The sequence below is a fragment of the Peribacillus sp. SRI_006 genome (genome assembly GCF_057586375.1).
Genome location: NZ_JBYCZT010000010.1, coordinates 1 through 26,456, shown reverse-complemented (window position 1 = coordinate 26,456; position 26,456 = coordinate 1). Strand labels below are relative to the sequence as shown.

Annotated in this window: 30 protein-coding genes and 21 tRNA genes; 14 read left to right on the top strand and 37 right to left on the bottom strand. The window is 43.8% G+C overall.

The features are described from left to right. Positions 1–83: 83 nt before the first annotated feature. Positions 84–254, top strand: a complete 171-nt coding sequence (locus AC2YHV_RS15570) for a Fe3+ hydroxamate ABC transporter substrate-binding protein (protein ID WP_487373552.1) — start codon at positions 84–86, stop codon at positions 252–254. Between the two features lie 209 nt (positions 255–463). On the opposite strand, the gene AC2YHV_RS15565 is transcribed toward AC2YHV_RS15570, so the two are convergent. From AC2YHV_RS15565 to AC2YHV_RS15550, 4 genes are all read right to left on the bottom strand, one after another. Continuing rightward, a complete protein-coding gene (locus tag AC2YHV_RS15565) occupies positions 464–1,234 on the bottom strand; it encodes a sulfite exporter TauE/SafE family protein (RefSeq protein WP_057279177.1) in 771 nt (256 codons plus the stop codon). Between the two features lie 42 nt (positions 1,235–1,276). Further along, positions 1,277–1,741 carry a 2-thiouracil desulfurase family protein gene (locus tag AC2YHV_RS15560; RefSeq protein WP_487373551.1) on the bottom strand — a complete coding sequence of 155 codons (465 nt, stop codon included), beginning with the start codon at positions 1,739–1,741 and terminating at the stop codon, positions 1,277–1,279. 214 nt (positions 1,742–1,955) lie between these two features. Next, positions 1,956–2,198, bottom strand: coding sequence for a DUF2584 domain-containing protein (locus tag AC2YHV_RS15555; RefSeq protein WP_034310541.1), 243 nt, complete (start codon positions 2,196–2,198; stop codon positions 1,956–1,958). A gap of 50 nt (positions 2,199–2,248) precedes the next feature. Then, on the bottom strand, positions 2,249–3,037 hold the full coding sequence (locus AC2YHV_RS15550) for an alpha/beta hydrolase family protein (protein WP_223255908.1): 789 nt from the start codon (positions 3,035–3,037) through the stop codon (positions 2,249–2,251). 135 nt (positions 3,038–3,172) lie between these two features. Here AC2YHV_RS15550 and AC2YHV_RS15545 point away from each other — a divergent pair, with 135 nt between their 5' ends. From AC2YHV_RS15545 to AC2YHV_RS15530, 4 genes are read left to right on the top strand one after another with little or no spacing between them, the layout of a single operon-like run. Next, the gene (locus tag AC2YHV_RS15545) at positions 3,173–4,174 is read left to right on the top strand and encodes an ABC transporter substrate-binding protein (RefSeq protein ID WP_440438807.1); all 1,002 of its coding nucleotides are present in this window, start codon (positions 3,173–3,175) and stop codon (positions 4,172–4,174) included. A gap of 27 nt (positions 4,175–4,201) precedes the next feature. Next, a complete protein-coding gene (locus AC2YHV_RS15540; protein ID WP_063574842.1) occupies positions 4,202–4,972 on the top strand; it encodes an ABC transporter ATP-binding protein in 771 nt (256 codons plus the stop codon). Further along, the gene (locus AC2YHV_RS15535; RefSeq protein WP_223255909.1) at positions 4,962–5,753 is read left to right on the top strand and encodes an ABC transporter permease; all 792 of its coding nucleotides are present in this window, start codon (positions 4,962–4,964) and stop codon (positions 5,751–5,753) included. The genes AC2YHV_RS15540 and AC2YHV_RS15535 overlap by 11 nt, the downstream gene beginning before the upstream one ends. A gap of 50 nt (positions 5,754–5,803) precedes the next feature. Then, entirely contained in the window at positions 5,804–5,950 is a 147-nt protein-coding gene (locus tag AC2YHV_RS15530; RefSeq protein WP_487373550.1) for a hypothetical protein, read from the top strand. 3 nt (positions 5,951–5,953) lie between these two features. Here the strand turns inward: AC2YHV_RS15530 and ytkD are convergent, their stop codons facing one another. Both ytkD and AC2YHV_RS15520 read right to left on the bottom strand, forming a co-directional pair. Beyond that, entirely contained in the window at positions 5,954–6,424 is a 471-nt protein-coding gene (gene ytkD, locus AC2YHV_RS15525) for an RNA deprotection pyrophosphohydrolase (protein WP_145504257.1), read from the bottom strand. 113 nt (positions 6,425–6,537) lie between these two features. Beyond that, positions 6,538–6,888 carry a hypothetical protein gene (locus tag AC2YHV_RS15520; protein ID WP_048686500.1) on the bottom strand — a complete coding sequence of 117 codons (351 nt, stop codon included), beginning with the start codon at positions 6,886–6,888 and terminating at the stop codon, positions 6,538–6,540. A gap of 226 nt (positions 6,889–7,114) precedes the next feature. Between AC2YHV_RS15520 and AC2YHV_RS15515 the strand changes: the two genes are divergently transcribed. Then, entirely contained in the window at positions 7,115–7,381 is a 267-nt protein-coding gene (locus AC2YHV_RS15515; protein ID WP_372464619.1) for a DUF6154 family protein, read from the top strand. A gap of 96 nt (positions 7,382–7,477) precedes the next feature. Here the strand turns inward: AC2YHV_RS15515 and AC2YHV_RS15510 are convergent, their stop codons facing one another. Beyond that, positions 7,478–7,918 carry a Dps family protein gene (locus tag AC2YHV_RS15510; RefSeq protein ID WP_048686502.1) on the bottom strand — a complete coding sequence of 147 codons (441 nt, stop codon included), beginning with the start codon at positions 7,916–7,918 and terminating at the stop codon, positions 7,478–7,480. Positions 7,919–8,042: 124 nt separating this feature from the next. Here AC2YHV_RS15510 and ytzI point away from each other — a divergent pair, with 124 nt between their 5' ends. Next, the gene (ytzI, locus tag AC2YHV_RS15505; RefSeq protein ID WP_034310518.1) at positions 8,043–8,198 is read left to right on the top strand and encodes a YtzI protein; all 156 of its coding nucleotides are present in this window, start codon (positions 8,043–8,045) and stop codon (positions 8,196–8,198) included. Positions 8,199–8,235: 37 nt separating this feature from the next. Here the strand turns inward: ytzI and AC2YHV_RS15500 are convergent, their stop codons facing one another. Continuing rightward, positions 8,236–8,709, bottom strand: a complete 474-nt coding sequence (locus AC2YHV_RS15500; protein WP_034310515.1) for an S-ribosylhomocysteine lyase — start codon at positions 8,707–8,709, stop codon at positions 8,236–8,238. Between the two features lie 194 nt (positions 8,710–8,903). On the opposite strand from AC2YHV_RS15500, the gene yidD reads away from it, so the two are divergent. The 3 genes from yidD (at position 8,904) to AC2YHV_RS15485 (ending at position 10,766) form a co-directional block, all read left to right on the top strand. Further along, positions 8,904–9,140 carry a membrane protein insertion efficiency factor YidD gene (yidD, locus tag AC2YHV_RS15495; protein ID WP_218013320.1) on the top strand — a complete coding sequence of 79 codons (237 nt, stop codon included), beginning with the start codon at positions 8,904–8,906 and terminating at the stop codon, positions 9,138–9,140. A 121-nt stretch (positions 9,141–9,261) separates the two neighbouring features. Then, positions 9,262–10,212, top strand: coding sequence for a metal ABC transporter solute-binding protein, Zn/Mn family (locus AC2YHV_RS15490; protein WP_145504256.1), 951 nt, complete (start codon positions 9,262–9,264; stop codon positions 10,210–10,212). Between the two features lie 179 nt (positions 10,213–10,391). Next, positions 10,392–10,766, top strand: a complete 375-nt coding sequence (locus tag AC2YHV_RS15485) for a hypothetical protein (protein ID WP_268565125.1) — start codon at positions 10,392–10,394, stop codon at positions 10,764–10,766. 41 nt (positions 10,767–10,807) lie between these two features. On the opposite strand, the gene AC2YHV_RS15480 is transcribed toward AC2YHV_RS15485, so the two are convergent. Then, a complete protein-coding gene (locus AC2YHV_RS15480; RefSeq protein ID WP_063574838.1) occupies positions 10,808–11,872 on the bottom strand; it encodes a DctP family TRAP transporter solute-binding subunit in 1,065 nt (354 codons plus the stop codon). A gap of 140 nt (positions 11,873–12,012) precedes the next feature. Between AC2YHV_RS15480 and AC2YHV_RS15475 the strand changes: the two genes are divergently transcribed. Then, the gene (locus AC2YHV_RS15475; RefSeq protein WP_487373549.1) at positions 12,013–13,623 is read left to right on the top strand and encodes an ATP-binding protein; all 1,611 of its coding nucleotides are present in this window, start codon (positions 12,013–12,015) and stop codon (positions 13,621–13,623) included. After that, positions 13,616–14,311, top strand: a complete 696-nt coding sequence (locus AC2YHV_RS15470) for a response regulator (protein WP_098865872.1) — start codon at positions 13,616–13,618, stop codon at positions 14,309–14,311. Before AC2YHV_RS15475 ends, AC2YHV_RS15470 begins: the two co-directional genes overlap by 8 nt. Positions 14,312–14,357: 46 nt before the next feature. Here the strand turns inward: AC2YHV_RS15470 and AC2YHV_RS15465 are convergent, their stop codons facing one another. From AC2YHV_RS15465 to AC2YHV_RS15435, 7 genes are all read right to left on the bottom strand, one after another. Next, the gene (locus tag AC2YHV_RS15465; RefSeq protein ID WP_153246142.1) at positions 14,358–14,504 is read right to left on the bottom strand and encodes a hypothetical protein; all 147 of its coding nucleotides are present in this window, start codon (positions 14,502–14,504) and stop codon (positions 14,358–14,360) included. 351 nt (positions 14,505–14,855) lie between these two features. Continuing rightward, positions 14,856–15,959, bottom strand: coding sequence for an o-succinylbenzoate synthase (menC, locus tag AC2YHV_RS15460; RefSeq protein ID WP_487373648.1), 1,104 nt, complete (start codon positions 15,957–15,959; stop codon positions 14,856–14,858). Further along, the gene (locus tag AC2YHV_RS15455) at positions 15,956–17,437 is read right to left on the bottom strand and encodes an o-succinylbenzoate--CoA ligase (RefSeq protein ID WP_400449031.1); all 1,482 of its coding nucleotides are present in this window, start codon (positions 17,435–17,437) and stop codon (positions 15,956–15,958) included. Before AC2YHV_RS15455 ends, menC begins: the two co-directional genes overlap by 4 nt. A gap of 86 nt (positions 17,438–17,523) precedes the next feature. Next, a complete protein-coding gene (gene menB / locus AC2YHV_RS15450) occupies positions 17,524–18,336 on the bottom strand; it encodes a 1,4-dihydroxy-2-naphthoyl-CoA synthase (RefSeq protein ID WP_370029151.1) in 813 nt (270 codons plus the stop codon). Positions 18,337–18,343: 7 nt separating this feature from the next. After that, positions 18,344–19,165: a 2-succinyl-6-hydroxy-2,4-cyclohexadiene-1-carboxylate synthase gene (menH, locus tag AC2YHV_RS15445; RefSeq protein WP_268565130.1), complete on the bottom strand. Its 822-nt coding sequence runs from the start codon at positions 19,163–19,165 to the stop codon at positions 18,344–18,346. Then, complete coding sequence (gene menD / locus AC2YHV_RS15440) at positions 19,162–20,913, bottom strand: 2-succinyl-5-enolpyruvyl-6-hydroxy-3-cyclohexene-1-carboxylic-acid synthase (protein ID WP_098865874.1); 1,752 nt, start codon at positions 20,911–20,913, stop codon at positions 19,162–19,164. The genes menH and menD overlap by 4 nt, the downstream gene beginning before the upstream one ends. Next, complete coding sequence (locus AC2YHV_RS15435) at positions 20,906–22,315, bottom strand: isochorismate synthase (RefSeq protein ID WP_098865875.1); 1,410 nt, start codon at positions 22,313–22,315, stop codon at positions 20,906–20,908. Before AC2YHV_RS15435 ends, menD begins: the two co-directional genes overlap by 8 nt. A 297-nt stretch (positions 22,316–22,612) precedes the next feature. On the opposite strand from AC2YHV_RS15435, the gene AC2YHV_RS15430 reads away from it, so the two are divergent. Continuing rightward, positions 22,613–23,533, top strand: coding sequence for a 1,4-dihydroxy-2-naphthoate polyprenyltransferase (locus AC2YHV_RS15430; RefSeq protein ID WP_063574831.1), 921 nt, complete (start codon positions 22,613–22,615; stop codon positions 23,531–23,533). A 151-nt stretch (positions 23,534–23,684) separates the two neighbouring features. After that, positions 23,685–24,434, top strand: coding sequence for a TraR/DksA C4-type zinc finger protein (locus AC2YHV_RS15425; RefSeq protein ID WP_098185814.1), 750 nt, complete (start codon positions 23,685–23,687; stop codon positions 24,432–24,434). Between the two features lie 41 nt (positions 24,435–24,475). On the opposite strand, the gene AC2YHV_RS15420 is transcribed toward AC2YHV_RS15425, so the two are convergent. The 21 genes from AC2YHV_RS15420 to AC2YHV_RS15320 form a co-directional block, all read right to left on the bottom strand. Further along, a tRNA-Glu gene (locus tag AC2YHV_RS15420) sits at positions 24,476–24,547 on the bottom strand. 3 nt (positions 24,548–24,550) lie between these two features. Further along, positions 24,551–24,641: transfer RNA gene (locus tag AC2YHV_RS15415), tRNA-Ser, on the bottom strand. A 1-nt stretch (position 24,642) separates the two neighbouring features. Next, positions 24,643–24,717: transfer RNA gene (locus AC2YHV_RS15410), tRNA-Asn, on the bottom strand. Between the two features lie 12 nt (positions 24,718–24,729). Next, positions 24,730–24,806: transfer RNA gene (locus AC2YHV_RS15405), tRNA-Ile, on the bottom strand. Positions 24,807–24,811: 5 nt separating this feature from the next. Then, positions 24,812–24,885, bottom strand: a tRNA-Gly gene (locus AC2YHV_RS15400). A gap of 4 nt (positions 24,886–24,889) precedes the next feature. Continuing rightward, a tRNA-His gene (locus tag AC2YHV_RS15395) sits at positions 24,890–24,965 on the bottom strand. Between the two features lie 17 nt (positions 24,966–24,982). Continuing rightward, a tRNA-Phe gene (locus AC2YHV_RS15390) sits at positions 24,983–25,058 on the bottom strand. A gap of 23 nt (positions 25,059–25,081) precedes the next feature. Further along, positions 25,082–25,157, bottom strand: a tRNA-Asp gene (locus AC2YHV_RS15385). Positions 25,158–25,163: 6 nt separating this feature from the next. Further along, positions 25,164–25,237: transfer RNA gene (locus AC2YHV_RS15380), tRNA-Met, on the bottom strand. Positions 25,238–25,340: 103 nt separating this feature from the next. Further along, a tRNA-Ser gene (locus AC2YHV_RS15375) sits at positions 25,341–25,433 on the bottom strand. Between the two features lie 20 nt (positions 25,434–25,453). Further along, positions 25,454–25,530, bottom strand: a tRNA-Ile gene (locus AC2YHV_RS15370). Between the two features lie 10 nt (positions 25,531–25,540). Beyond that, positions 25,541–25,617: transfer RNA gene (locus AC2YHV_RS15365), tRNA-Met, on the bottom strand. Between the two features lie 28 nt (positions 25,618–25,645). Continuing rightward, positions 25,646–25,721: transfer RNA gene (locus AC2YHV_RS15360), tRNA-Ala, on the bottom strand. Between the two features lie 17 nt (positions 25,722–25,738). Further along, a tRNA-Pro gene (locus tag AC2YHV_RS15355) sits at positions 25,739–25,815 on the bottom strand. Positions 25,816–25,826: 11 nt separating this feature from the next. Then, positions 25,827–25,903 (bottom strand) — tRNA-Arg (locus AC2YHV_RS15350). Positions 25,904–25,912: 9 nt separating this feature from the next. Continuing rightward, positions 25,913–26,001 (bottom strand) — tRNA-Leu (locus AC2YHV_RS15345). Positions 26,002–26,013: 12 nt separating this feature from the next. After that, a tRNA-Gly gene (locus tag AC2YHV_RS15340) sits at positions 26,014–26,088 on the bottom strand. 8 nt (positions 26,089–26,096) lie between these two features. After that, a tRNA-Leu gene (locus AC2YHV_RS15335) sits at positions 26,097–26,178 on the bottom strand. A gap of 7 nt (positions 26,179–26,185) precedes the next feature. Further along, positions 26,186–26,261: transfer RNA gene (locus AC2YHV_RS15330), tRNA-Lys, on the bottom strand. 22 nt (positions 26,262–26,283) lie between these two features. Further along, positions 26,284–26,359 (bottom strand) — tRNA-Thr (locus AC2YHV_RS15325). Positions 26,360–26,369: 10 nt separating this feature from the next. After that, positions 26,370–26,445 (bottom strand) — tRNA-Val (locus AC2YHV_RS15320). Positions 26,446–26,456: the final 11 nt, after the last annotated feature.

Below are 26,456 nucleotides of genomic sequence, written 5' to 3'. Positions count from 1 at the left end.
TTGTAAATGTTAAATACATATGTGATAGTTCGGGGAGATTTAACGTTTCATTGAAGTCAATCTATTACCTTGGAGGTGCTGTAATGTTCGGGAAGGATCCCAATTGTGTTAAATGTGGTAAAGAAATGAAGGGGGAAGAAGTCGTTTTTGTGAAAATGCGTTATCCAAGGCGTAAAGGGGTGACTGAAATAAAAGCATATTTAAAAAATGAAGGAAGTTTCATCTGCGAAGCTTGTTTTGATAAGAAAATTTAATTCTGTCGAATGGATAGTCAACACGAAACAGGAGGATTAGCAAAAGACGCATTGGCCTCTTATGCAGAAGTATTTCATGGCGAACTGCAAACCTACGGGGAAGCTGATTTGCCAACACCTGAAGAAGCGAAACCTTGTTTAAAAATAGCCAGAAATACGCCTTGTATCCCCGGCCATTTTTAATAGGAATTCATTCGCTGAACACTCCATCAAAAAATATGAAAATAATTAAGGACATTTTTTCCAATCAATAAAACCGTGACGCAAATGAATAAGATACGGACATAGGAAGCACCTTTCTTTATGGCGAAGTTCGTTCCTACCAATGCTCCCGCGACCATTGCAAGACCCATCGGGATTCCATAGGCAAAATTGACGGTCCCCATAGATAAAAAAATGATAAGTGCGGCAATATTGCTTCCAAAATTCAATATTCTTGCATTCCCGGCTGCCTGGACAAAATCAAACCCAATGATCAGAAATGAAAATAATAAAAAGGAACCTGTGCCTGGTCCAAGAAAGCCATCATAAAAACCAATCGCAAATATTATGACTATCAAAAGTATCATTTTCTTCCTTGTCAGCCCTTTATATTTTGCATCTTTACCCCAATCCTTTTTTACCAACGTATAAATCGCGACAATGACCAGCAAGATCAAAATGAGGGGCTTCAATATCTCTGCGGAAACGAAATGTACAACGTACGCTCCTAAAGCCGCTCCAATCACGGTGATCGGAAACAGCTTGATGACGAAATTGAAATCCACTTTTCCAGCCCGAATGAATGAAATCGTACTCGTTAAAGACCCCATGGTACCCGCCAGCTTGTTAGTGGCAAGTGCCGCTGAAGGCGATATCCCCGTGAACAATAAAGCAGGAATGGAAATTAACCCGCCCCCGCCCACTACGGAATCGATGAATGCGGCAATAAAACCCGCAAGTACTAAAAATAGCAAAGTATAGAGATTGATATCCTCCATGTATTCCCCTTCTTTCAAAAGCACTATCTAAAATGCCATTACTCATTTTTCATCCAAATAATCGAATAACCTTTCTTCTGAAATGACCGTGAACCCATGCCTCCTAAGCAAAGCCACGGTTACTCCATTCCCGACCTTCTTCTTCCCCTTGAATTCCCCATTATATATCGTGGCACTCCCGCAGGATGGACTATTTTCTTTTAAAACGACTAACGTCGCCCCTACCTCCTGGGCTTTCAATAACGTAAGATTCGCTCCCTTTATGTACAATTCCGTTACATCCCTGCCCGACTTTTCGATGATCTTCGCTTTTCCATCAAGGACATCCCCACCTTCACCGCCAACTATCTCAGCAGGTTCCCTCGGTGTCGAAAAACCGCCAAGCAATTCAGGACAAACCGCTATAGCCTTTTTCTCCCTCATCAATGCCATAATTCCATCATCCAAGCTGTGAGTACCATTGTATCTTACCTCAAGGCCCGCTAAACAAGAACTCACCAAAATCATCAAACCACCCCGCCTCATGCACTTTACACCATTTTACCACTCTTTTCGTGACAATCATTTCGAAGATTGAATATCCACCAGGGATTCTAAGCTGATAAAATCCCGTTTTACTTGAGTCAGATTTTTTTCACGAATTTTCCGTGCATCTGTCGAATTCCGCCAAAACAAAAAAAGCGCTTGCAGCGGAGGCGATTCCCGGCAAGCGCTTGTCTATTTAGTTAGTTGAATTCAGTGATAGCAGTTGGTACGTAATGATGGTCTTTTCACTGGTCCATTCAATTTTTTGGATAACGGCTGTTCCGCTTGAATCAGATTGGATCGTTTTACGGACATCGATTGGAATATCGATAGGGTATAACCTGTAACCAGCTTTCGCCAGCCGAAAAATGTTTTCTTCTTCACGGGTTTCGTTCCCTTTTGTAACGATCATGGTATTTAGCTCCATAGGCATGCCCATGTGTATCTCCTCCTCTTGCCAATATACTTAGTATATCCTTCATTCTATCATTATTCGGTTTTACTTTTCATCCAAGATGTTAAATCTTCGACTACTTTTCTGTTTACGGCAGGCGGGAAGAAATGCGTGAATTGAGGGAAATACCAGCTTTCGACCTCTTTGTCATGCATTTTCAACCTTTTTTCCAGCCGGTATGCGTGTTCTATGGCGACATTGTCATCTTTTTCACCATGTATGATCAGGACGGGTACATTCAAATCATCAATCGCAAACAATGGTGTACGGTATTCATATTGATCCGGGCATTTTTTAGGTGTTCCGCCGATGACACGCTTCATCATCCGACGCATATCGACCCGTTCGACATATGTTAAAAACATATCCGACACACCTCCCCACGTAACGATCGACGCTGCGTTCCTGCAATATATCCCAGTCCAAAGGGCCATGATGCCGCCACGGGAGAATCCGAGGATATGAATGTGATCCTTGTTCACCCTGGGATGCTGTTCAAGAAGATTGAATCCTGATATCGCATCGAATCGATCTTCGCCTCCAAAATCCTCATCCCCCTCCCCGCCTTGATTTCCACGGTAAAAAGGAGCAAAAACGATGAAACCTTCTACAGCATACTGCACGATCCTTGCAGGCCTCACCTTGCCGACATTTTTAATCCCGCCGCGTAAATATAAGAAGGCATCATGTATTTCGCCATCAACCGGTTCAGCCAGCAAACCTTTTACCTTCAGGCCCTGTGATATGTACGTAACTGAATAAAGATGGATTCGTGGATGCGGTGATGGAAACCGCTGTTTTGAAATAATCGTTCCGTTCTCCAATTTCCACTCTCCTTTCTCTTTATTCTTATTGTAAAACATCCGCTTGTTTTTATCCCCTGAGAGGCATTCACATTTTTTTCTTCCGTTCATACGATAATGTAGGCAAAATACCCATATATCAAGGAGGAAGGCATTTTGAAAAAATGGTGTAAAGCAGGTGTCGTATTTTTACTTCTGTGCGTGCTGGTGATCCCGCTTGGCGCATGCGGCAACAAAGAACAGGAAACAACGAAGGTAAGGGTTGCCGAAGTAACCCGCTCCCTTTTCTATACTCCGCAATATGTCGCTATCGAAAAAGGCTTTTTTAAAGATGAGGGCCTCAGCATTGATTTGAAAACGACGGCAGGCGGCGACAAGACGATGACCACGCTTCTTTCCAATGGCGCGGATATTGCTCTCGTTGGCTCCGAAACATCGATTTACGTTCAGGCACAAGGCTCGAATGACCCCGTCATCAACTTCGCCCAATTAACACAGACGGATGGAACGTTCCTTGTTTCACGTGAAAAAATTGACAACTTCAATTGGGATATGCTGAAAAACTCTACATTCCTAGGCCAGCGCAAAGGCGGGATGCCGCAAATGGCCGGAGAGTTCGTATTGAAAAAACATAACATAGACCCGAAAAAAGATTTGAACCTCATCCAGAACATTGATTTCGCGAATGTCGCAACTGCCTTCGCTTCCGGAACCGGCGATTTCGTTCAACTGTTCGAACCAACGGCCAGTGTGTTTGAAAAAGAAGGAAAGGGCTATATCGTCGCTTCTTTCGGCACCGAGTCCGGTCATCTTCCATATACAGTTTATATGGCTAAAGAAAGCTATTTGAAAGAAGACAAAGAGACTGTCGAAAAATTCACGAGGGCCTTGAAGAAAGCACAAGATTGGGTTCAGGAAAACGATGCTGCCGAAATTGCCGAAGTCATTCAGCCGTATTTTGAGGATACCAATCTCGAGACGATGGAAACAGTCATCAACCGCTACAAAGAACAAGGATCCTTTGCCACCGATCCCATTCTTGATGAAGAAGAATGGAACAATCTTCAAAACATCATGGATGAAGCAGGCGAGCTTCCAACACGTATTAGCCATGAAGAGCTGGTCAATACCGACTTTGCTGAAGAAGTCACAAAATAACATAGCAAAAGGTAAGGAGGATGTCCGATGAGCTTTTTAAAAATCCAAGACATTCACCATACTTATTTTTCAAATCAGACGGCAGCGACCGCACTTGCGGACATTTCCCTCGACATTGAAAAAGGTGAATTCGTCTCTTTTCTAGGTCCGAGCGGCTGCGGAAAAACCACCCTGCTTTCCATCATCGCCGGGCTCTTTCCGCCCACTTCAGGAAAGATCCTGCTCGAAAACAAACCGCTGAAAGCCAACAGCGACCTTTCAATCGGCTATATGCTGCAGCAGGATTATCTATTTCCATGGAAGACGATAGAAGAAAATATCTTATTAGGATTGAAATTGATTAAAAAAGATGAAGGACTTGAGAGAATAAAAACGCTTAAACTTTTAAGTGACGTTGGATTGGGAGACACCGGAAAATTATATCCGCGCGAACTATCGGGAGGAATGAGGCAAAGGGCTGCACTGGCACGGACACTGGCGGTCGACCCAAAAATCCTTTTGCTTGATGAACCGTTTTCAGCTCTTGATTACCAAACCAAGTTGAAGCTGGAAGACCTTGTTTTTGAAACCCTGAAATCCTTCGGAAAGACAGCCGTCCTCGTCACCCATGATATCGGTGAAGCCATTGCGATGAGTGACCGCATCTTTCTGTTTTCCGCGAATCCGGGAAGCGTGCACAAAACCTTCAAGGTGCCCGAAGAATTGCGTGAACTCACGCCTTTCCATGCACGCAACCATCCGCAGTATCCAATGCTATTCCAAACGATCTGGAAGGAGCTTGAGAGCCTTGAATATTGAACAGCTTCATAACCAATATAAAACCTCATTAAAAAAAGAAAACAGGCTCATTCGCTTTTATCAGATCCTGATTTTCATCGTTTTTTTCAGCAGTTGGGAACTTTTATCCAGGAAGGAACTGATCGATCCGCTCATCTTCAGCTCCCCGACTAAAGTGTGGCATCTTTTCATACAGAAATTGGGTGACGGAACCCTGCTATCCCATTCCGGAGTGACGCTATTCGAGACCGTTCTCGGCTTTATCATAGGAACACTGCTTGGAACGATCCTGGCATCCCTGCTTTGGTGGTCGCCAAGATTATCCAAAACACTTGATCCTTATCTCGTCATTTTAAATGCGATGCCGAAAGTGGCACTCGGCCCCATCATCATCGTAGCATTCGGCCCTGGATTTCCATCCATCATCTCGATGGGGGCGATCATCTCCATCATCATCACCACCATCGTCGTCTACACTGCATTTCGCGAAGTGGACCCGAACTACCTGAAAGTACTCCAAACTTTTGGCGCCACAAGAACACAAGCTTTTCGGGAAGCCATATTACCCGCATCCTTCCCAACGATCATCTCGACATTGAAAGTGAATGTCGGCCTCTCCTGGGTCGGCGTCATCGTAGGGGAATTCCTTGTTTCGGCCAAAGGACTCGGCTACCTAATCATTTATGGCTTTCAAGTCTTCAACTTCACCCTTGTAATGCTTGCCTTGATGATCATTGCCGTCTTTGCCACAATCATGTATCAACTAGTCGAACTGCTCGAGCGAAAATTAATCAAAGACTGACCAAACTGCCGATAAGCCTCGGCAGTTTTTCACTCATGCTGAGTTAAAACATGAATGTAGTTGGTTTCGGCGATTTACTCGTAAGTTTTGATGATTTACTCGTAAGTTTTGATGATTTACTCGTGAGTTTCGGTGATTTACTCGTGAGTTTGCGCGATTTACTCGTGAATTCTTCCTTTTTACTCGTGAGTTCCTGACATTCACTCGTTTCTTTGCAAAGTGCCATCATTCAGTCTCGATAAGCTCAACGGTACAATCTCATCTTTCATGATGAAGCTAAACTCCTCACCGAGTACATCCGGCAATGATTCCATAAAGATCGGGCCATCCGTTTCCAGGTAATTCCGTTTCTTCTCTATTTCACGCAATTCGGCATAGTATATTGATTTAACGAATGGCTTCACTGGATCATGCACTTTATATTGTCCCAAAAACTGCAGCTGGCCCACCAAGCCTCCTGTTTCTTCATAAACTTCCCGTATGGCCGTTTCTTCAATGGATTCCCCTGCTTCCCGTTTACCACCAGGGAACTCGAATCCCCTTTCTCTGTGTTTGGTCAATACCCACCTGCCCTTATATCGGCTTAGCACAAAAACATGCCAAGGCTCTCCAAAGACAGGATTCTCGGAGAATTCGACCTTATATCCGTTCTTATCAAGAAATCGTTTCATTTTTCCCCTTCTCTCCGTATAAGAAATGGTGCTATGCTCCTTGTTTCATTATATGGGTAAAAAAAATCACTATCCAGCGGGAATCTGCATTACATCAAAAAAACGATGGACCCTCAATATTCGAGGCCATCGTCTGTTGGTTTTGCCTGTAGTATTCCCATGCTTTCTATATGCCGTCTTCCTTCTTCAGTACCCAGGGCGTAAATCATTTCGTAAATTTTTTGAAGGGTGATATCCTGCTTATCATTTTCACGGTCAAAATGATATTGAAGGTATGGGACATGTGCCCGGTAAAAATTTTCTTCCCCTATTGAATAATTGTAATCAAATAATTCACGTAATTTGATGATTTCATTATCTGTCGCCTCGATTTCGAAGTTCCATGGAGAACTTTCCCTATCTTGTGTTATCTGGCCATTCGGAAGCCAAATGTAATATTTTTTCCTGTCTTCAGACACATTCATCCACCCTTTCCATATATCCTACGCTTATTTTTCACGTATTTCCCCACTTCATACGATGGAAAATTTTGTTTACAGAAGAACAAAGATGTTAAATAATAGATTAAAGTATCTTTCAAAGGGTAAAACATATAATAAGCCCAAGCATCCCTTAAGATTTTTATATGCACCCAGAGGTTTTTTTGATAACCTACATATAAAGAGATAACGGATTTCTAATAAATGTGAGGTGAAAGTTTTGAAGTTAATTGAAGAATTATACAATATGTACCGTGATAAGATGACTGGTGATGAAGAAGATATTGATATGCTTACGTTTGCGGTTCTGGAACAGCTTGACCGCAAGGAAATTTTCGAATTGCTTCAAGAGATGGATGATCAGGAACTAACCAATTTAATGGGCCTTTACATTATTGAAACGTTAAAAGGGAAGTTTGCTCAAAATAGTTTAAGCGACACGAAACCTACACATTTTCCGCCTAGGAATATTCATTAAATACATACCATGTCAGGTGTCCCTCTTTTGATGGATGCCTTTTTTATAGGTTTAAGCAAAAAAAAAGCCCTACCGAAGCAGGGCTTTTCCTAAATCTTAATGTCCTAAATATGCACGCAGCATCCAAGCATGTTTGTTTAAGCTTTTCTTCATGCCTGTCAGCATATCGGCCGTAACCGGATCTTCTTGTTCGGCAACTTCGATGATTTCCAGGAACTCTTCGGAAAGCTTTTCAAAATCACTTATGACGCTTTGGACCATATCTTCTGTATTTTCATTACCTGTCGCTTCTTCGATCGTCGTTAATTCCATGTACTCTTTAAGGGTAGCAACCGGCTTTTCACCAATGGCCAATAGTCTTTCAGCCAATTCGTCATAGTTGGATGTCACTTCTTTATATAACTCTTCCAATTTTTGGTGAAGTTCAAAGAAGTGCGGTCCATTCACGAACCAATGGTAATTATGAATTTTTGTATAAAGAACACTGAAGTTTGCTATTTCCTTATTCACTAAAGTTCCTAATTTTTTCTGGGCCATAAATATCTACCTCCGTAAGTTGGTTATACCTTTATAATTCCCTCTATTCGAAAATTGAAACATTATCTGACTCGGTTCTTATGCTAAAATGAATCTAAATTGTGAACGTTAGGAGCTGTAAAGTATGATTACGGTTTTAGTTATCTCCATTATTGTGATTCTGATTGTATTGGCACTATCGGTCTTAACCATCGGAAAAGGTTACAGCTACAAGCATACAGTCGATCCGGTCAAACCTTTGCCAGAGGATGAGGGAAAAAAAGAAGAACCCGAAAAATGAAAAAAGTTCCTGTCACAAATGGACAGGAACTTTTTTATTAACCGAAAACTTTATGAAGATCTTCTTTATCTTGTGCAAGCCAGAAATTCATTAATTTCTTAGCTCCTTCAAGATCATGCAATTTTGCTTGGCCGCATTGTTTTTCGTTTGCAGCAGGAATTTCGGTAATTGTAACAGCATCCTTGAATGTATCTTCAAGAACATCGATGATTTCCGTCACAGTCGGCTCGCCGCTGACCACAAGGTAATATCCTGTTTGACATCCCATTGGCGAAATGTCGATAATATCAAAGTGATCGAAGCGCTCGGAATGCTTACGGATATTGAATGCAAGCAAATGTTCCAGGGTATGGATCGTGTCCGGCTTCATCGCTTGTTTATTCGGCTGGCAAAAACGGATATCAAATTTATTAACAACACCGTCTGTTCCTACCTTATGGACACCGCAATGTCTAACATATGGGGCTTTAACAGCGTTATGATCTAATTCAAAGCTTTCAACTGAAGGCATTTAATTCACTCCTTAATTGTATGTCATCTCTATTTTACCTTGAATAACAATATATTTCATCCTTTAAAATTAATTCTCATTATATCAATCGGATTGCCAATAGGCTCATTCCTTTTTTACCCTTTTGGGAAATTTAGAAAATATGCTATAATTGAGGGTAGTCAATTTACTCGAAAAGAGCTGAAAGCATCGTGATGAAAAAAATAGTAATGGGAGTCATCCGTTTTTACCAAGTTGCCATTTCTCCATTAAAACCGCCCACCTGCCGTTTTTATCCAACTTGTTCCCATTATGGTTTGGAAGCGGTCAATCGTTTCGGACCTATAAAAGGAAGCTGGTTAGCACTCATCCGGATTCTTAAATGTCATCCGTTTCATCCAGGGGGCATTGACCTTGTTCCCGAAAAAAAAGAAAAAGGTAAGGACCAATAAAAAAAAACCTTGCTTTCCTTTGCAATCTTTTGTATCATACAGAAGTCAAATCGTAATCATTTCGTTTTTACCATATAAAATTCAAATCGTAATCAATACGAATTATAAAGGAGCATATCATATGAAAATTCGAGCATGGCTCTCCCTTTTCCTTGTTACTGCGGTATTTCTGTCAGCCTGCGGCAACTCAAAGGGAGAATCGAGTAAAGAAGAAACCAAGGATGCCTTGGATATATATACGACAGTTTACCCTTTACAATACTTCACTGAGGCCATTGGCGGAGAGTACGTGAATGTCGAGACGGTTTATCCTCCAGGAACGGATGAGCACTCATTCGAACCCTCTCAAAAAGATATTGTGAAAATGGCTGAATCAGACCTGTTTTTCTATATTGGCTATAATCTTGAAGGCTTTGTAACCAAAGCTGAACCAATTCTAAGCAAAGAAGGCGTCAGCACAATTGCGGTGGGTGAAACGGTTCATCTTGATGAAGAGGAGCATGAGCATGAAGACGAACATGCAAATGAAGAAGACGGTCATGACCATGGGGGCGTTAATCCGCATTTGTGGTTAGATCCCATCTATTCCATTGACATGGCTAAAACCATCAAGGATGAATTAACGAAAAAAATGCCGGAACAGGAAGAATATTTCAACAGCCATTTCAATGAGCTTTCCGAAAAGCTTGAGGCACTAGATGAAAAATTCGCGACGACGATCGAGTCGGGCCGTACCAATAAGATCATCGTTTCCCATTCTGCATATGGTTATTGGGAGGAACGCTACGGATTGGAACAAATTGGCGTCACAGGACTAACGTCTTCAAACGAACCTTCTCAAAAGGAACTGGGGAAAATCGTAACCATGGCTGAAAAAGAAGACTTGAACTATGTCATCTTTGAGCAGAATATCAGTTCTAAACTTACCGAAATCATCCAAAAGGAAATGGGAGCGAAATCACTTGAGCTCCATAACCTTTCCGTGTTGACGGAAAAAGATATCGAAGCTGGCGAAGATTACTTCAGTTTAATGGAAAAAAACGTCAAGACACTGCAAACTGCCTTGCAATAGACGAGAAAGAAGCGGCTCCCTTTGGATTCGCTTCTTTTTTGTACTCGGTACTCTAAAGAGTTCTTGGAGTTTCGGTTCCTGACAAAGCATGATAGCTTCCTGTTCTTGAGCAACCTATGATAAGCTTTAATCATTACAATTTATGGAATAATTAAATGTAAGCTTAGAGAGGGGAAAATATGAAAAAGATCATACATGTAAGCTTAACGTTTCTACTCCTATCGATGCTAGTTGCTTGCACGGATGAAAAAGATGATTACGCTAGAATTCATCCGAATCTTTTGCCTAGTGAGGGTCATACATATTCGCTCCAAGCCGTTGGTAAAGAAATTACATTTGATTTACTAGAAGAGAGTAATATAACCAATGTGGGCCCAATTACAAATGAAACATCTTACAAGTCATTGAATGAGCAATATCCAAAACTTGATTTAAAGAAAGAACCTGCATTCATCGTGTTTGATGAAAATGGTTTGGTTTTAAAAACATATGATTATGAAGAGATGATTGATTTTTTACAAAATCCAGAAGAGCCATTCTATCGGGAACGATAAAGAAGAAGGGAACCCCTTTCAATGGGATTCCCTTACGTTAGTTATTCCTTTAAATACTTCTCACGGATCTTTTCCATTTTCGTCATCAATTCGGTTCCAATCGTGGATTCGAATTCCGGATAGATGACGGTCATCTCATCCATCCATTCTTTCTTTTCTTCATCTGACAGTTTATAGATGTCGATATTCGATTTTTGCTGGATTTCCCTTAGCTGTTCCTGATTCAATTCATTTGATTTGATCCATAGCCATTTCGTTGTATCATCCATCGCCCGTTGGATTTGCTGCTGAATATCCAACGGGAGTTTGTTCCAAAACTGTTCGTTTATCATGACTACATACCCTAAATAGCCATGATCACTGATCGTTAAATACTTTTGCACTTCATATAATTTCTTGGAATAGATATTTGAAATCGTATTTTCCTGGCTGTCAGTTTCGTTGATTTCAAGGCTTTTGAACGTTTCATTAAACTCCAGGACAGAAGTTGTCGCTCCAAAATGCTTGAATTGGCTTTCCAGGACTGCACTTGGCATGATTCTGAAATGCTTTCCTGCAAAATCACTTGGATGCCGTATCGGCTTACTGCTTGTAATCTGTTTATAGTTATTCGACCAAAATGCGAGTCCTTCGATATCGATGATATTCAGCTGCTTGAGCAGCTCTTCCCCCACTTCCCCATTCAACGCTTCCTGCAAGGCCTCATCCGTTGGAAAGACGTAAGGGAGGTCCAATAGCATCCATTTCTTTGATATGCTCGTGATTTTAGATGCAGTCGGTGCAATCATCTGCACCTTGTTTTCTTGTAATGCCTCAATCTCTTCCTGATCACTATATAATGACTGATTAGGATAAACTTCTATTTTGACACGATGGTCTGTATATTCATCGACAAGTTGGGCAAATCGGTTTGCAGCTAGCCCTTTAGGTGTATTTTCGGCAACGACATGACTGAACTTAATCACGATTTGATCCTTCATCCCGACCTGCTCCTTATCCTTCGGCAAATTGAAACCGAAGCTTGTAAAGAACGATTGAAACGATATATACACGGCTATCAACAGCCCCAAGCCAATTAACAAGAAATACCCCCATAATGCACGCATACCGACAACTCCTCACCGCTCACTTCATATTATCACTATTCTATCACAGCTTTTTGCTGTCGTAATACACTGCGCGAAAAATAGCGAAAAGTGATAGAAATTCTGTTACTATTAAGTATAGAAGTAATGGAGGAAAACCAATGGATAAACCCTTTCATATGCCCATTCAAATTAAAATCACCCTGCTATCATTCGTAATCGTCGCTTTTTCGATACTTATAGGCGGGATTTTTATATTCGGAAATATCGTTTCGGTCAGGGAAGATGAAATCGGCAAACGATCCATGATCACAGCCCATACCATTGCCGAACTCCCTGAAGTACAGAAATTGGTCCGTGAGCCTGAAGGATGGACGCAGCTTAACCCGATTATTGAAAACTTAAGAAAAATCCATCAAGCGGATTATATAGTTGTACTTAACAATCAGCATATACGCTATTCCCACCCGGTGTTCAGTCAATTGGGGACCCCATCCAGCAGCAGTGATGAAAGCGCTGCGTTCGCTGAACACGAATACCTTTCAAAGGCTGCTGGCGAACTTGGCATTTCCGTCCGCGCCTTTGTCCCGATCCTTGATGGAGATAGAGAGCAAATCGGCGTCGTGCTGGTCGGGAATATCCTGCCTACGATACCGGAATTAATCAAGGACCTGAAAGGCGAAATCGCGATTATCCTGGTCCTTACCCTTCTATTCGGTGTTTGCGGCTCTTGGCTCATGGCAAAAAGGATAAAAAAAGAAACCTTCCAACTGGAACCCCATGAAATTTCACGGATGTTGGTTGAAAGGACAGCCGCTTTCAATGCCATGCATGAAGGGGTCATCGCCATAGATAATAATCAGGCCATCACGATTTTCAATGAAAAGGCTAAGCAGATATTCAAGATCGAAGGTGTGGTCATAGGCAAGAATATCAATGATATCATACACGATACCCGTCTCCCGGAAGTGCTCGATCGGACATCTCCCATCTTCAATCAGGAAATCTCCGTTCAAAACAGGAATATTGTAAGCAACCGGGTACCGATAAAGATTGCGGATAAAACGATCGGTGCCGTGGCCATTTTCCAGGATCGCACCGATGTGACGAAGCTAGCTGAAGAGTTGACTAGTGTCAAAGCATTCGTTGAAGCCCTGCGCGTTCAAAACCATGAACATATGAACAAACTTCATACGATAGCAGGATTGATCCAGCTAGGTAATCTTGACGAAGCGCTGCATTACATTTTTCAGATCACAGAAGAACAAGAGGAATTGACCAGGTTTTTAACGAAGCACATTCACGATGATAATTTAGTGGGGCTGGTATTAAGTAAGATCTCCTTGGGACGGGAACTCGGGATCGAGCTCATCATGGACAAACACACAAAATTGGACCGCTTCCCCGCTGGCTTGGATCATCACGATTTTGTTTTGATAATCGGAAACCTGATCGAAAACTCATTCGCAGCGCTAAAGTATTGTTCAGAGGAAACAAAGCAGGTTTATCTATCCATCTACCAGGATGAACGTCATTGTCAAATCGTGCTTGAGGATAATGGACCCGGCATTCCCCAGGACATTCATAAAGATATTTTCGAATATGGTTTTACAACAAAAGGTGCGGAAGGATCAGGAATTGGTCTTTATCTAATAGACCAAATTGTAAAAAAAGCGAACGGCGAAATGAAATTCACGACACGCCCTAATGAGGGAACAAGCTTTTTTCTTTCTTTTCCGATGCATGATATAGAGGAGAACCAAAATGACTAACGAAATTCGTGTACTATTAATTGAAGATGACCCAATGGTCCAAGAGGTCAACAAACAGTTCATCGAGCGCCTGCCTGCCTTTAAAATCGTTGATACAGCTTCAAATGGGCTTGAAGGTCTGGAAAAAATCAGGCAGTCTAAACCCGACCTTGTCATTTTGGACATCTTCATGCCATCTTTAAACGGGGTTGATACACTTTATCAAATTAGAAAAGAGCAAATTGATGTGGATGTCATCATCATTTCAGCGGCAAATGATCAGAAAACGATTCGAAAAATGATACAGAACGGGGCTTTTGACTATTTAATCAAGCCATTTAAATTCGATAGGCTAAAACATACGCTGGAACAATATTATGCTTTTCGGATGGAGGTTGAACCTGATCATCAAATTTCCCAAAATCAGCTCGACCGAATCCTCTTTCAAAATAAGACACATTCTGAAGCGCGTCCGAAATATGATGTTCCGAAAGGATTGAATGGCGCGACTCTTGAGCAAGTGACGAAGTTCATAAAGACCCAGCCTGGGTCACTATCGGCAGAAGAAGTGGCTGATGGAATTGGAATCGCCAGAGTTACAGCTAGGCGCTATCTTGAATACTTGCATGGCGAAGAAGTCCTTCATCTTGACGTTCAATATGGCAGCATAGGCCGTCCAGTCAATAGGTACCGGCTAAAAAAACCTTAACCGCATGGGGACCGGCTTGAAACGGTTCCCTTTTTACTTTCATTCTTTACGCACCTGTCTTCCGGTCATATAGGCCCCACTTTCGCTTCAAAAGAAACAGCTCGCACTCCTTCAAAGCCGTCACTTCTTTTATGACATAGTCAGGCATGCCCCTTCTTAGTAGAATTTCCGCAATAAGGTACGGTTTTTTCATACACTCTCCCCTCCTTTTCCCTTTGATTGCCCTTCTTTTCATTCATTATACAAAATAATCCAATAAAGGAAAAATAGACAAAGCCCCATTTTCCGAAAAAATTATGGTCTATCGGGCCATTTAAATGATTTTTCTGAAAAATCTGCAGACAAATTAAAAATGTTGAGGTTGATTTCAGTCAGCCGTACCCTTTCCTCCGACTGTTAGTATCCTATTAAAATCATGTTCCAAAAGGGTGGGGTTTCCATCCAATAAAGTACGAATTGGGTAAGTTGCATAGATCGTGGGAATACAAGGAGATATGATCAATATTTGATCAAAAGAGGTGGGCCGTGCACCTCCTTTGATGTTTCATTTGAACAGTTTACTATATGTAGTCAATTCCTTTAGCCGCTTTTCATTGATGGCAAAACCGATTCCAGCTATATCGGGAACTTGGATCATGCCATTTTCGACGATGACTTCAGGATCGATTATATCTCCATCCCAATAACGGGATGAAGATGATATATCCCCGGGAATCGTGAACCCTTTTAATGAGGCAAGTGCAATATTATGTGCACGTGAAATGCCAAATTCAATCATACCGCCGCACCAAACGGGCACATCATTTCCCAGGCATAGATCATGGATTCTTACAGCTTCCATCCAGCCGCCGACTTTAGCCATCTTAATGTTGATGACCCCACAGCTCTGGAGCGATAGTGCACTTTTTGCATCATGAAATGAATTTATGCTTTCATCAAGGCAAATGGGTGTCTGTAGCTGTTTCTGCAAAAATGAATGTTCCACAATGTCGTCATGCCCCAGCGGCTGCTCAATCATCATCAGCTTAAAGTCATCAAGCTTTTGCAGATGCGGGATGTCGTCAAGAGTGTACGCTGAATTGGCATCTGCCATTAGCGGGATATCGGGATAGGCCCGACGGATTTCCGCTAAAAACTCCAGATCATTTTGAGGATTTATTTTTATTTTATATCGCTGATAACCGGAATCGGAAAAATCCTCGATCTGGCGCATCGCATCTTCTATATCATTCGATGCAATGACTACGCCAGCGGCCACTTCCCTTCGTTCGCCGCCAAACAGCCGTCCGAGGTAGACTCCTTTCTGCTTCGCATACAAATCGAGGATTGCCTGCTCTAAAGCCGACTTCGCCATTGCATTCCGCCTGATTCCGCTCCATAAGTTCAGCAGCTCATCAGGATGCCTGATCTGACTGGCCAATGTCAGCGGGATTAAGAAGTCTTCCAACATATGAAAGCATGTTTTGATCGTTTCCTCGGTATACCAAGGACTTGTAAAAGGAACAGCTTCCCCGTATCCAATCAATCCGTCTTCATCCATGGCTTCGACTATTATCACTTCCCGGTCGCTTACCGTTTCAAGATGCGTCTTGAATGGCCGCTTTAAAGGGGCCTTAATGAGCTTTAGGGAAATGGAGGATAACTTCATTGCCATTCCCCCATCTCCTTCTTCAGTTCCCGTCTCAGAAGCTTGCTTGCTCCATTCCGGGGAAGCTCCTTACAAAATATCACGTTCCGGGGAATCTTATAGGGTGCCAAATACTCCTTGCAATATTCGAGCAGTTCGCTCTCACCTAGCTCTGCACCTTGATGCAGGACAACAAAAGCAAGCGGGACCTGTCCCCATTTTTCATCTTCTGTCCCCGTCACTCCCGCTTCGAACACATCGGGGTGCGCACTAAGGACATTTTCAATCTCGGCCGGGTAGACATTTTCACCGCCGGAAATGATTAAATCCGAGCGTCGGTCAAGCACATATAAAAAACCTTCCTCATCGAGATAACCAAGGTCCCCAGTATAAAGCCATCCATCGGTAATGGCCTGCTGTGTAGCATCCATCCGATTAAAATAGCCTTTCGTCACATTCGGACCCGATACCACGATTTCCCCCACTGCACCCGGTTCACACATCGTGCCGTCTTTCTCAATCCGTAACTGCGAAGGAAACAAAGGCTTTCCCGCAGAGCCGATTTTTGTCATGCTATATTCCGGTGCCAGCGTCACAATCTGTGAAGACGTTTCGGTCATCCCATATGTTTGATAGACGGGAATCCCTTTCTCCTTACATACCTCAAGCAAATGGACGGGTGCAGGGCCGCCGCCCAACAGGAAACAGCGGAAGGTTTTTGGATAGCTTGTTCCCTTCATATCCTGCACCATCCTATTCAGCATCGCCGTCACGACCGAAATGATCGTCACGCCATTTTCCTGGATGCTCCGGTTTGCTTCCCGTTCATCAAAACGTTCCGCCAAAACGACTTTCATGCCATAAATCACATTTTTCATCAAGATGGATAAACCGCTAATATGAAAGATCGGAACCGCACAATACCAAGAATCTTCTTCATGCAATCCAAGGTTCAAAACAGACCCTACGGCACTCCACCAATGGTTGCCGAATGTTTGGATCACCCCTTTTGGATTTCCTGTCGTGCCAGATGTATACATGATCGTAGCGGTATCCTCAAGGTAAAACTCTTGAAGTATCACTGCTGTGCCTTCATCCGGCAATTCTTCCATTAAGTGAAGCTTCAAATCCGGGAGAATCTCACCAATATCAGCGAGTTTGCCGGAGAAGGACCCTTCCGAAACCAGATAGGCAGTTTTGCTATCCTCGATCTGCCAGGACAGCTCTTTTGCCGTTAGCTTATTATTCAGCATCACAATCTTCACACCGAGATGAAATAGTGCATGGATAACGACAACACCATCAATATGGTTACGGAGCAAAACCGCGCATGAATCGCCAGCGCCCAGACCAATGCTTGAAAGCCTTCCAGCCATCTTCTCCGATAAAGTATACAGTTCAAGAAAGCTATACGTATGACCTTCAAACTCAATTGCCGGGCGATCCGGTGAAAGATGCGCCCGATTTTTAAGCCAGTTCGGCAACTTTTCTTCTGCCATTACTGCTTCCCCTCTTCCTTTTTGATATAGAAAACAGCCCGGCGATTTTCCGCCAAGCTGTCAGTCTCATCGATTCACGCGTTTCATTAAGGGAAACGAGGGAATTGCCCGAAGTCCGGAGTACGTTTTTCTTTGAATGCATCGCGGCCTTCTTTTGCTTCTTCTGTTGTATAGTATAAAAGTGTAGCGTCACCAGCCAATTGCTGAAGACCTGCAAGGCCATCCGTATCAGCGTTCATTGCCGCTTTCAAGAAACGAAGTGCAGTCGGGCTCTTCTCAAGCATTTCTTCACACCATTTAACCGTTTCCGCTTCTAATTGGTCTAAAGGCACGACCGTGTTGACCAATCCCATATCCAATGCTTCCTGTGCATTGTATTGACGGCATAGGTACCAGATTTCACGCGCCTTTTTATGACCCACGATACGTGCAAGGTAGCCAGAACCATAACCAGCATCAAAGCTTCCTACATTCGGTCCAGTTTGTCCGAAAATTGCATTGTCAGCAGCAATCGTCAAGTCACATACCACGTTCAAGACATTACCTCCGCCAATTGCATAACCTGCCACCATGGCTACGACTGGTTTTGGAATGACGCGGATCAAACGTTGCAAATCAAGAACATTTAGACGCGGAATGTTATCTTCACCCACATATCCGCCATTTCCGCGGACTTTTTGGTCTCCGCCTGAACAGAATGCTTTGCCGCCTACACCTGTTAAAATAATGACACCAATGCTGGAATCATCACGCGCCCTTGCAAATGCATCAATCATTTCAGCAGTCGTTTTTGGCGTGAATGCATTATGTACATGCGGTCGATTGATGGACACTTTCGCAATCCCGTTATATTTTTCATACAAAATCTCATCATATTCACGTATTGTTTCCCATTGAATCGTCACATTAATTCCTCCTTTTATTTCGCTTTAAAAACTCACTTATTATTTTACCAAACTTTTCTCCAACTTCCACATGAATCGCATGTCCCGCATCATTTATTATTTTCCATTCGGCGCGCTTCAGCTCTTTTTTCATCGAGTCCGCTATTCGACAAAACTTATGGTCAAGTTCACCGGTTACAAGGAGCACCGGGAAATCAAGGGTTTGCAGTTGTTCCCAGTAAGAAGCCTGACTGCCGGTCCCCATGCCAAGAAGGCTATTGGAAAGGCCGGCAGGGTCATTTGCCAACCGCTGCTCCCGAATGGCTGACCTGGTTTTGGCCGACAACCGTTTTTGGCTTTCAAATAGCGGGATGTTTTCCCATTGATCCACAAACGCTTCCATGCCATTTGCAAGAATCCGTTCGGCAAGCCTCCGATCATTTCCCCTTCGGATTTCCCGTTCCTCTTCTGTTAAAAGACCTGGTGAAGCACTCTCCAGTATCAATGTATCAACATATTCAGGATACAAACAGGCAAATCCCAATCCGAGCCTTCCGCCCATCGAGTATCCAAGAATATGGGCTTTCGGGAAATGTAACACATCCAAAATATACTTGATATCCTCAGCCACATTTTCCAGCTCATACCTTCGATAGTCGGCTGGTGATGCAGACATGCCATGTCCGATGATGTCGACCATGATCAGCGTATACCTGTCACTCAGTAGCGGGATGAGAAATTTCCATGTATCCCGATTTCCCGTAAATCCATGCAAAAGAACAAGAGGATCCCCATTTCCCGTTATTTCAACAGCATAATTGACATCCTTGCTGACAATATTCATGATATTTCCCTGTCTAACACCATTTTTATTTCCTGGGAAACAAAGCTCCACAAATTTCGATGCTTTTGTAAATTGGACTCTCTTTCTGTCGGTACTTCGATGATTTTCAGACCTTGAATTTCGAACGACTCTGTAAATACCTTCTCGAACTCATCCCAATTTTGCACCTTGTTGTATTTACCGCCATAAAGCTGGGCAGTATGTGAAAAATCAAGCCCATGAGGCGTGCCGAATAGCGTTTCGAAATGTTCCCTCTCATTCGCCTGCGGCAAGAAGGAAAAAATGCCGCCGCCATCATTATTAACCAGCAAAATCGTGATATTTTGTTTTTGAAGTTTTGCTGCAAGCAAGCCATTCATATCATGGAAAAAGCTTAAATCCCCGATTGCCAGCACTGTATTTTTCGATACCGTGCTCACGCCAAGTGCAGTGGAAACAACACCATCGATGCCATTCGCCCCACGATTGGCAATGGTTTGGATTCCCTTTCCATTATTCAAAAAGAAAGTATCCAAATCACGTATAGGCATACTATTCCCGACAAATAACGTCGACTCCAATGGCATCATATCAGCAAGCAAAGCGAACAGCTTGCCTTCGCTTAACTCCGCTTCATCCCTGACGGAGGCTAAGGCATCCTTCGTCGCCCCGTTGACGGTTTGCCATAAGCGAAGCCATTCATCATCAGGGGAAGAAGTAATGCTTTGTGCTATTCGCAGACAAAAATCTTTCTCTTCGCTGTAAATCATATTCGTTGCCAAACCGGCTGGTTCGCGCCAGCCTGCTCCGCCATCGACGACCAAAGTAATCGCCTGTTTTTGTTTTTTCATGAATAACAATAACGGTTTAGATACAGGCATTGCCCCGAATCGCAAGATCACTTCCGGCCTGAACGCCGCTTTTGCCGTTTCATCGCGGAGAAACGTATCGTACGCATCAATGATGACGGCTTTATCATGACTTCCGCTCCTTAACTGTGAAAGGGGATCAGCCAGTACCGGAAAAGCAAGTTTTTTCGCTAATGCTACAATGGCTTCCTTCATCTCTGGATGCGGTAATTCGCCACATACAATGATACCTTGCTTAGCTTTTGACAATGTAGTTGCAACCGCTTCTAATTGTGATGCGGACAATGACCGTTCTCCACTGTCAATCAACACTGCAGGCGTCCTTTTAGTTTGCCGGTACTCCTTTGCTTGCTCCAGGTCCGGAATCAATGGTTCCCGAAGCGGGAAATTCAAATGTACAGGCCCTGCCGGTTCAGCGGCCGCAGTAGCCACTGCCCTTGCACCGACCGTTCTGGCATACCGCATCATCCCATCCGTGCTTTCAGGAAGTGCCATTTCGACAAACCATTTTACATGTCTCCCGTATAGGTGTATCTGATCGATCGCCTGGGGGGCTCCGACATCTCGCAATTCATGCGGACGGTCAGCGGTAAGTACAATAAGCGGCACTCTTGAATAGAAAGCCTCGATGACGGCTGGGTAATAGTTTGCAGCGGCTGTACCGGACGTACAAAGAAGTCCGACAGGTTCTTTTAAGGCCTTAGCCAAACCAAGGGCAAAAAAAGCAGCCGAACGCTCATCCACATTAATATGAATTTCGATATCAGGATGTTCCACTAGCAGCAAAGCCAGTGGTGTGGATCGTGAACCTGGGCTCACCACCACATGCTTCACCTCATTTTGTGCAAGCTCATCGACGAATGAAGCAGCATACGCTGTCAATGCATCTCGGTCATTCATTAAGATTTCCTCCTAAAGCACTTAACATCGGATTGAATTTAATCCCCGTTTCCCGGAATTCACTTTCGGGTGTCGAATCTTCCACTACTCCGCATCCGGCAAAGAGCGATGCCTCATTGTTCTGTATAAGGGCAGAACGTATCCCTACAGCGAATTCCCCGTTCCCATACGTATCCACCCAGCCTAAAGGCCCCGCATAAAATCCGCGTTCCAGACCTTCCAATTCCCGAATTCGGACAACAGCCTTTTCTTTTGGAAGTCCGCCCATGGCAGGTGTGGGATGGAGGTTCTCGACAAATTCAAAAATCGTGACACCTTCCTTGGATATACCACGAACCGGTGTGTACAAATGCTGGATATGACGGTTTTTCATAAGTGTCGGTCCGGCTGGGACCATCACCTTTTCGCATACAGAATCAAAAGCATTGGATATCATCGACACGACATATTGATGCTCTTGTAAATTCTTTTGGTCATGAAGCAATTCTTCACCAAGACAAACATCTTCTTGCTCATCTTTCCCTCGCCGCATCGATCCGGCAAGGCAGGTAGAAAAAACTTCATTTCCCTGTTTCTTAATCAAACGTTCGGGAGTGGCACCGACAAAACAGTCACCACCAGCCTCCAAACTGAAAATATAACTCAATGGCTGCTCAGCAATCAATTGTTCAAGCACTTTCCCCGAATCGATGGAACGTTCAAAACCAAGTCGAAGCTCCCTTGCCAAAACAATCTTGTCGAGATCTGTCGTCTTGATTTCCTGTACAGCCTCTGCGACCGTCCGCTTCCATTCCTCAGGTTCGACTTCCCTCTGCATAACAAGGGAATTTGCACCCAATCCATTGCCATCCAAGCTTTCGAAGAGGAAAGCTTCCCGTTCATTTATCATATCTATGAAGAGTTTTTCTGAATCATCAGGCGAACAAAGTAAGTTTGTCGTTAAGTAAGCTTGTTTCCCCACTATTGACAGCATGAAGGCAGGTATATAAAACAGGTTGTCCCCGAACTGATTCCAAAGGAGCGTACTGTCAGTTTCATAATCAAAAGAAAAGCCCCCAAACAGTAAAGGACCTGTCGCTTCTACATCGGTCACTCCTGTTTTGACAGCATCATTCTGCAGTTTGATCCAGCTCTTTTCGACTTCTCTATAACGTTCGGCATTCGATGCCGCTTTGAGTTTCTTAACATTGCCTAAACCGGTGATGGTTATTTCCTTTGCAGGGTCCTCCCAGAAAAAGCGTTCACCTGCATACCGTTCTCTTCCAGCTTGATAAAATGAAAGGGGGCTGTTGCATTTAATCTTCTTAATATGACTGAATAGAACTTGATCATTCAAGTCCTTCGCCTTTTGTATAGCTGAAGCCAGTCCCTGAAACTGTTCAGTTTCCTCTGAGATAGCCAAAAAAATCCCCCCAAATGTACATTTTAAAAGCTATTTAACCTATTTAAAGATACACCTCCCTTGAACCTCATGTCAATAAAACGCCCCTTTACCGAACGATTCTTCCCTGTTTTTTTCCTTATTATATGAATCTTAGCGAATGTAGAGAAATACCCTTGATTTTGGAAATGAATCACCCATGAATTTCAATTACACCCATACCACTTTTCCTGCATTTATTAGGATAACCTTTTGTGCAACATTTCAATATTTGTTATAATTTCGAGAGAACCAATAATGATTTTGAGGAGAGAAATAATGCAAACAGAATACGACGGACTTCCCCTTAAACGGACCTGGAAGATTTGGTGGGAGTTAATTCGTCCACATACACTAACCGCAGCTTTTGTCCCAGTCTTACTTGGAACTGTGATTGCACTTTTGGAAGATGGAGTGAATTGGTTACTATTCGCTGCCATGATGGTTGCAAGTATCCTGATTCAAGCTGCAACCAATTTATTCAATGAATACTATGATTTCAAGAGAGGCCTGGATACGGAGGAATCCGTAGGCATCGGAGGCGGGATCGTCCGTCATGGGATGACCCCCAGACTAATCATGAACCTGGCCCTTGGCATGTATGCCATCGCCTTGATCATTGGAATCTATATCTGTGCCGCATCGTCTTGGTGGCTAGCTGCAGTAGGCCTCGTTTGCATGCTTGTCGGCTATCTTTATACAGGCGGTCCCCTGCCCATTTCATATACACCGTTCGGGGAACTTTTTTCTGGATTGTTCATGGGCTTTTTGATAATCCTGATCGCCTTTTTCATTCAAACCGGTGATGTTTCTTCAACAGCCATCTTAATTGCCATTCCAAGTGGGATACTGGTAGGGCTGATCAACTTATCCAATAACCTCCGGGATCATGATGGGGATAAGGCACATGGCCGCAAAACGATGCCAGTCGTGATGGGCAGGAAAAACGCCCTGACATTCATGGCAATCATGTTCGCTTTCTCTTATCTATGGCTAGTTGGGCTCGTTCTTACTGGAAGCGTTACGGCTTGGATTCTCCTTGCCTTCCTTAGCATACCGAAGGCAATGGCCGCAATAAAAGGCTTCGTAGGTAAAACACAGCCGATCACGATGGTGCCGGCAATGAAAGCCACTGCCCAAACGAACACCTTCTTTGGCTTACTCATGGCCATTGGATTATTCATCAGCTATCTTATATAGTCTCCGGGGACTGAGCCCATCCGCTCAGTCCTTTTTTCTATCTTCCGTTCCATATTGTTTTCCTATACTCCGATTCGGGTAATAGATAATACAACCACCTTACCAATATAAAAAGAGATTTGGACTTTAGTTTAGAAGGAGTGAATTGGATATGGCAACGAAACAACAAACGCAAAAATTAAAAAAAGAACTGCTTCAGGAAAAAAATGAGCTATGTAATAGAATTCAAAATGATGAACAATCCGTTCTAGATAAAAGCCAGACGGAATCCGTAGGTGAATTATCATCCTATGATAATCATCCTGCAGACCTAGGGACCGAATTATTCGAGATGGAACGGAATCAAGCACTCGATGAGCATGCACAATCCGAAATGGAGAAAATAGAAGAAGCTTTGAAAGCCATGGAAGAAGGATCGTATGGCCATTGTAAAACCTGCAATAAGGAAATCCCCATCGAGAGGCTTGAAGCGATCCCAAGCACCCTCTACTGTGTCGAGCATGCCCCAGAACGAACGCTTTCACAAGACAGGCCAGTGGAAGAGGATATACTGATTCCATCCAAGGGTGATCATTTTGAAAATCGTCATGGAATCGAAATGGCGGCTAAAGAAGATAGCTTTGGTGAAGTGGCCAAATTCGGTACATCAGAAACGCCATCTGATTATACCGGTGATCATGACAATTACAATGATCTTTATAAAAACGAGGATGAAACGGATGGATTTCCTGAAGACTATGAAGGATTTGCAGCAAATGATATCGAAGGAAAAACGAGAGTGGATATACCGAACAAAAAGCAAAAGGAATATGAAGATACCCTGAAAGAAGAAAATATAGAATCCCAACTTGGAGACATTCCCTATAAACAAAAAGATGGTTATATCAAGGAAAATAAATAAAAAAAAGAAGCATACATGAATGTATGCTTCCTTTTTTGTTATGACCCGTACGGGATTCGAACCCGTGTTACCGCCGTGAAAGGGCGGTGTCTTAACCGCTTGACCAACGGGCCAACTGGCGGAGAAGGAGGGATTTGAACCCTCGCGCCGCTCGCGCGACCTACACCCTTAGCAGGGGCGCCTCTTCAGCCTCTTGAGTACTTCCCCATGGCTCCGCAGGTAGGACTCGAACCTACGACCGTTCGGTTAACAGCCGAATGCTCTACCACTGAGCTACTGCGGAACAATATGAATATGGTGGGCCTAAATGGACTCGAACCATCGACCTCACGCTTATCAGGCGTGCGCTCTAACCAGCTGAGCTATAGGCCCATATTTGGAGCGGGTGAAGGGAATCGAACCCTCATCATCAGCTTGGAAGGCTGAGGTTTTACCACTAAACTACACCCGCGAAATGGGGCGACTGATGGGAATCGAACCCACGAATGCCTGAACCACAATCAGGTGCGTTAACCACTTCGCCACAATCGCCGTAATTTTGTAAGATATGGTGGCTCAGGACGGAATCGAACCGCCGACACAAGGATTTTCAGTCCTTTGCTCTACCGACTGAGCTACTGAGCCACATATGTATTCAATTTAAATAATGGCGGTCCCGACGGGAATCGAACCCGCGATCTCCTGCGTGACAGGCAGGCATGTTAACCGCTACACCACGGGACCTAATAATTGCGGGGACAGGATTTGAACCTGCGACCTTCGGGTTATGAGCCCGACGAGCTACCGGACTGCTCCACCCCGCGACGGTAATAATGAAACGATTAGCATCAAGCTTTCGTGAATATTGTTTCGTCCGCATCCTTTATGTAAGGTTGTTTTAAAACAACTTGCTGCTTTTAGAAAAAATGGAGGAGGTAGAGGGATTCGAACCCCCGCGGGATTTGACTCCCCTGTCGGTTTTCAAGACCGATCCCTTCAGCCGAACTTGGGTATACCTCCACGGCTTAAAAAAATGAATATGGTGGACCTTGTAGGACTCGAACCTACGACCGGACGGTTATGAGCCGTCTGCTCTAACCAGCTGAGCTAAAGGTCCTTATATTTATTGGTAGCGGCGGAGGGGATCGAACCCCCGACCTCACGGGTATGAACCGTACGCTCTAGCCAGCTGAGCTACACCGCCAATATAATATAAGTTTCTGATTGAAAAATGGTGGAGCCTAGCGGGATCGAACCGCTGACCTCCTGCGTGCAAGGCAGGCGCTCTCCCAGCTGAGCTAAGGCCCCATTCATTAAAAATCACGTGGTCGGGAAGACAGGATTCGAACCTGCGACCCCTTGGTCCCAAACCAAGTGCTCTACCAAGCTGAGCTACTTCCCGCAATAAAAACATGGTGCGCCCGGCGGGAGTCGAACCTACAACCTTCTGATTCGTAGTCAGATGCTCTATCCAATTGAGCTACGGGCGCATATTATGATGGTGCCGAGGACCGGAATCGAACCGGTACGGTAGTCACCTACCGCAGGATTTTAAGTCCTGTGCGTCTGCCAGTTCCGCCACCCCGGCACATACGAAAATTGGAGCGGAAGACGGGATTCGAACCCGCGACCCCAACCTTGGCAAGGTTGTATTCTACCACTGAACTACTTCCGCATGAAAGATGCGGGTGAAGGGACTTGAACCCCCACGCCTTGCGGCGCCAGATCCTAAGTCTGGTGCGTCTGCCAATTCCGCCACACCCGCATATAAATGGTGAGCCATGAAGGATTCGAACCTTCGACCCTCTGATTAAAAGTCAGATGCTCTACCAACTGAGCTAATGGCTCGTGCTTGTACTATCTTAAAAAGTGGTGCCGGCAAGAGGACTTGAACCCCCAACCTACTGATTACAAGTCAGTTGCTCTACCAGTTGAGCTACACCGGCAGGTGTAAAATGGTGGAGGATGACGGGATCGAACCGCCGACCCTCTGCTTGTAAGGCAGATGCTCTCCCAGCTGAGCTAATCCTCCATATGAAACCT

Bases quoted from the DNA above. Each gene is read 5' to 3' on its own strand.
- yidD (WP_218013320.1), top strand. From the start codon at position 8,904: ATGAAAAAAATAGTAATGGGAGTCATCCGTTTTTACCAAGTTGCCATT.
- AC2YHV_RS15560 (WP_487373551.1), bottom strand. From the start codon at position 1,741: ATGATTTTGGTGAGTTCTTGTTTAGCGGGCCTTGAGGTAAGATACAAT.
- AC2YHV_RS15500 (WP_034310515.1), bottom strand. From the start codon at position 8,709: ATGCCTTCAGTTGAAAGCTTTGAATTAGATCATAACGCTGTTAAAGCC.
- menD (WP_098865874.1), bottom strand. From the start codon at position 20,913: ATGAATGACCGAGATGCATTGACAGCGTATGCTGCTTCATTCGTCGAT.
- AC2YHV_RS15470 (WP_098865872.1), top strand. From the start codon at position 13,616: ATGACTAACGAAATTCGTGTACTATTAATTGAAGATGACCCAATGGTC.
- AC2YHV_RS15520 (WP_048686500.1), bottom strand. From the start codon at position 6,888: ATGAATGTGTCTGAAGACAGGAAAAAATATTACATTTGGCTTCCGAAT.
- AC2YHV_RS15530 (WP_487373550.1), top strand. From the start codon at position 5,804: ATGAATGTAGTTGGTTTCGGCGATTTACTCGTAAGTTTTGATGATTTA.
- AC2YHV_RS15425 (WP_098185814.1), top strand. From the start codon at position 23,685: ATGGCAACGAAACAACAAACGCAAAAATTAAAAAAAGAACTGCTTCAG.
- AC2YHV_RS15490 (WP_145504256.1), top strand. From the start codon at position 9,262: ATGAAAATTCGAGCATGGCTCTCCCTTTTCCTTGTTACTGCGGTATTT.
- AC2YHV_RS15565 (WP_057279177.1), bottom strand. From the start codon at position 1,234: ATGGAGGATATCAATCTCTATACTTTGCTATTTTTAGTACTTGCGGGT.
- AC2YHV_RS15510 (WP_048686502.1), bottom strand. From the start codon at position 7,918: ATGGCCCAGAAAAAATTAGGAACTTTAGTGAATAAGGAAATAGCAAAC.
- menC (WP_487373648.1), bottom strand. From the start codon at position 15,959: ATGAAGTTATCCTCCATTTCCCTAAAGCTCATTAAGGCCCCTTTAAAG.
- AC2YHV_RS15485 (WP_268565125.1), top strand. From the start codon at position 10,392: ATGAAAAAGATCATACATGTAAGCTTAACGTTTCTACTCCTATCGATG.
- menH (WP_268565130.1), bottom strand. From the start codon at position 19,165: ATGAATATTGTCAGCAAGGATGTCAATTATGCTGTTGAAATAACGGGA.
- AC2YHV_RS15570 (WP_487373552.1), top strand. From the start codon at position 84: ATGTTCGGGAAGGATCCCAATTGTGTTAAATGTGGTAAAGAAATGAAG.
- ytkD (WP_145504257.1), bottom strand. From the start codon at position 6,424: ATGAAACGATTTCTTGATAAGAACGGATATAAGGTCGAATTCTCCGAG.
- AC2YHV_RS15455 (WP_400449031.1), bottom strand. From the start codon at position 17,437: ATGGCAGAAGAAAAGTTGCCGAACTGGCTTAAAAATCGGGCGCATCTT.
- ytzI (WP_034310518.1), top strand. From the start codon at position 8,043: ATGATTACGGTTTTAGTTATCTCCATTATTGTGATTCTGATTGTATTG.
- AC2YHV_RS15480 (WP_063574838.1), bottom strand. From the start codon at position 11,872: ATGCGTGCATTATGGGGGTATTTCTTGTTAATTGGCTTGGGGCTGTTG.
- AC2YHV_RS15465 (WP_153246142.1), bottom strand. From the start codon at position 14,504: ATGAAAAAACCGTACCTTATTGCGGAAATTCTACTAAGAAGGGGCATG.
- AC2YHV_RS15555 (WP_034310541.1), bottom strand. From the start codon at position 2,198: ATGGGCATGCCTATGGAGCTAAATACCATGATCGTTACAAAAGGGAAC.
- AC2YHV_RS15475 (WP_487373549.1), top strand. From the start codon at position 12,013: ATGGATAAACCCTTTCATATGCCCATTCAAATTAAAATCACCCTGCTA.
- AC2YHV_RS15430 (WP_063574831.1), top strand. From the start codon at position 22,613: ATGCAAACAGAATACGACGGACTTCCCCTTAAACGGACCTGGAAGATT.
- AC2YHV_RS15540 (WP_063574842.1), top strand. From the start codon at position 4,202: ATGAGCTTTTTAAAAATCCAAGACATTCACCATACTTATTTTTCAAAT.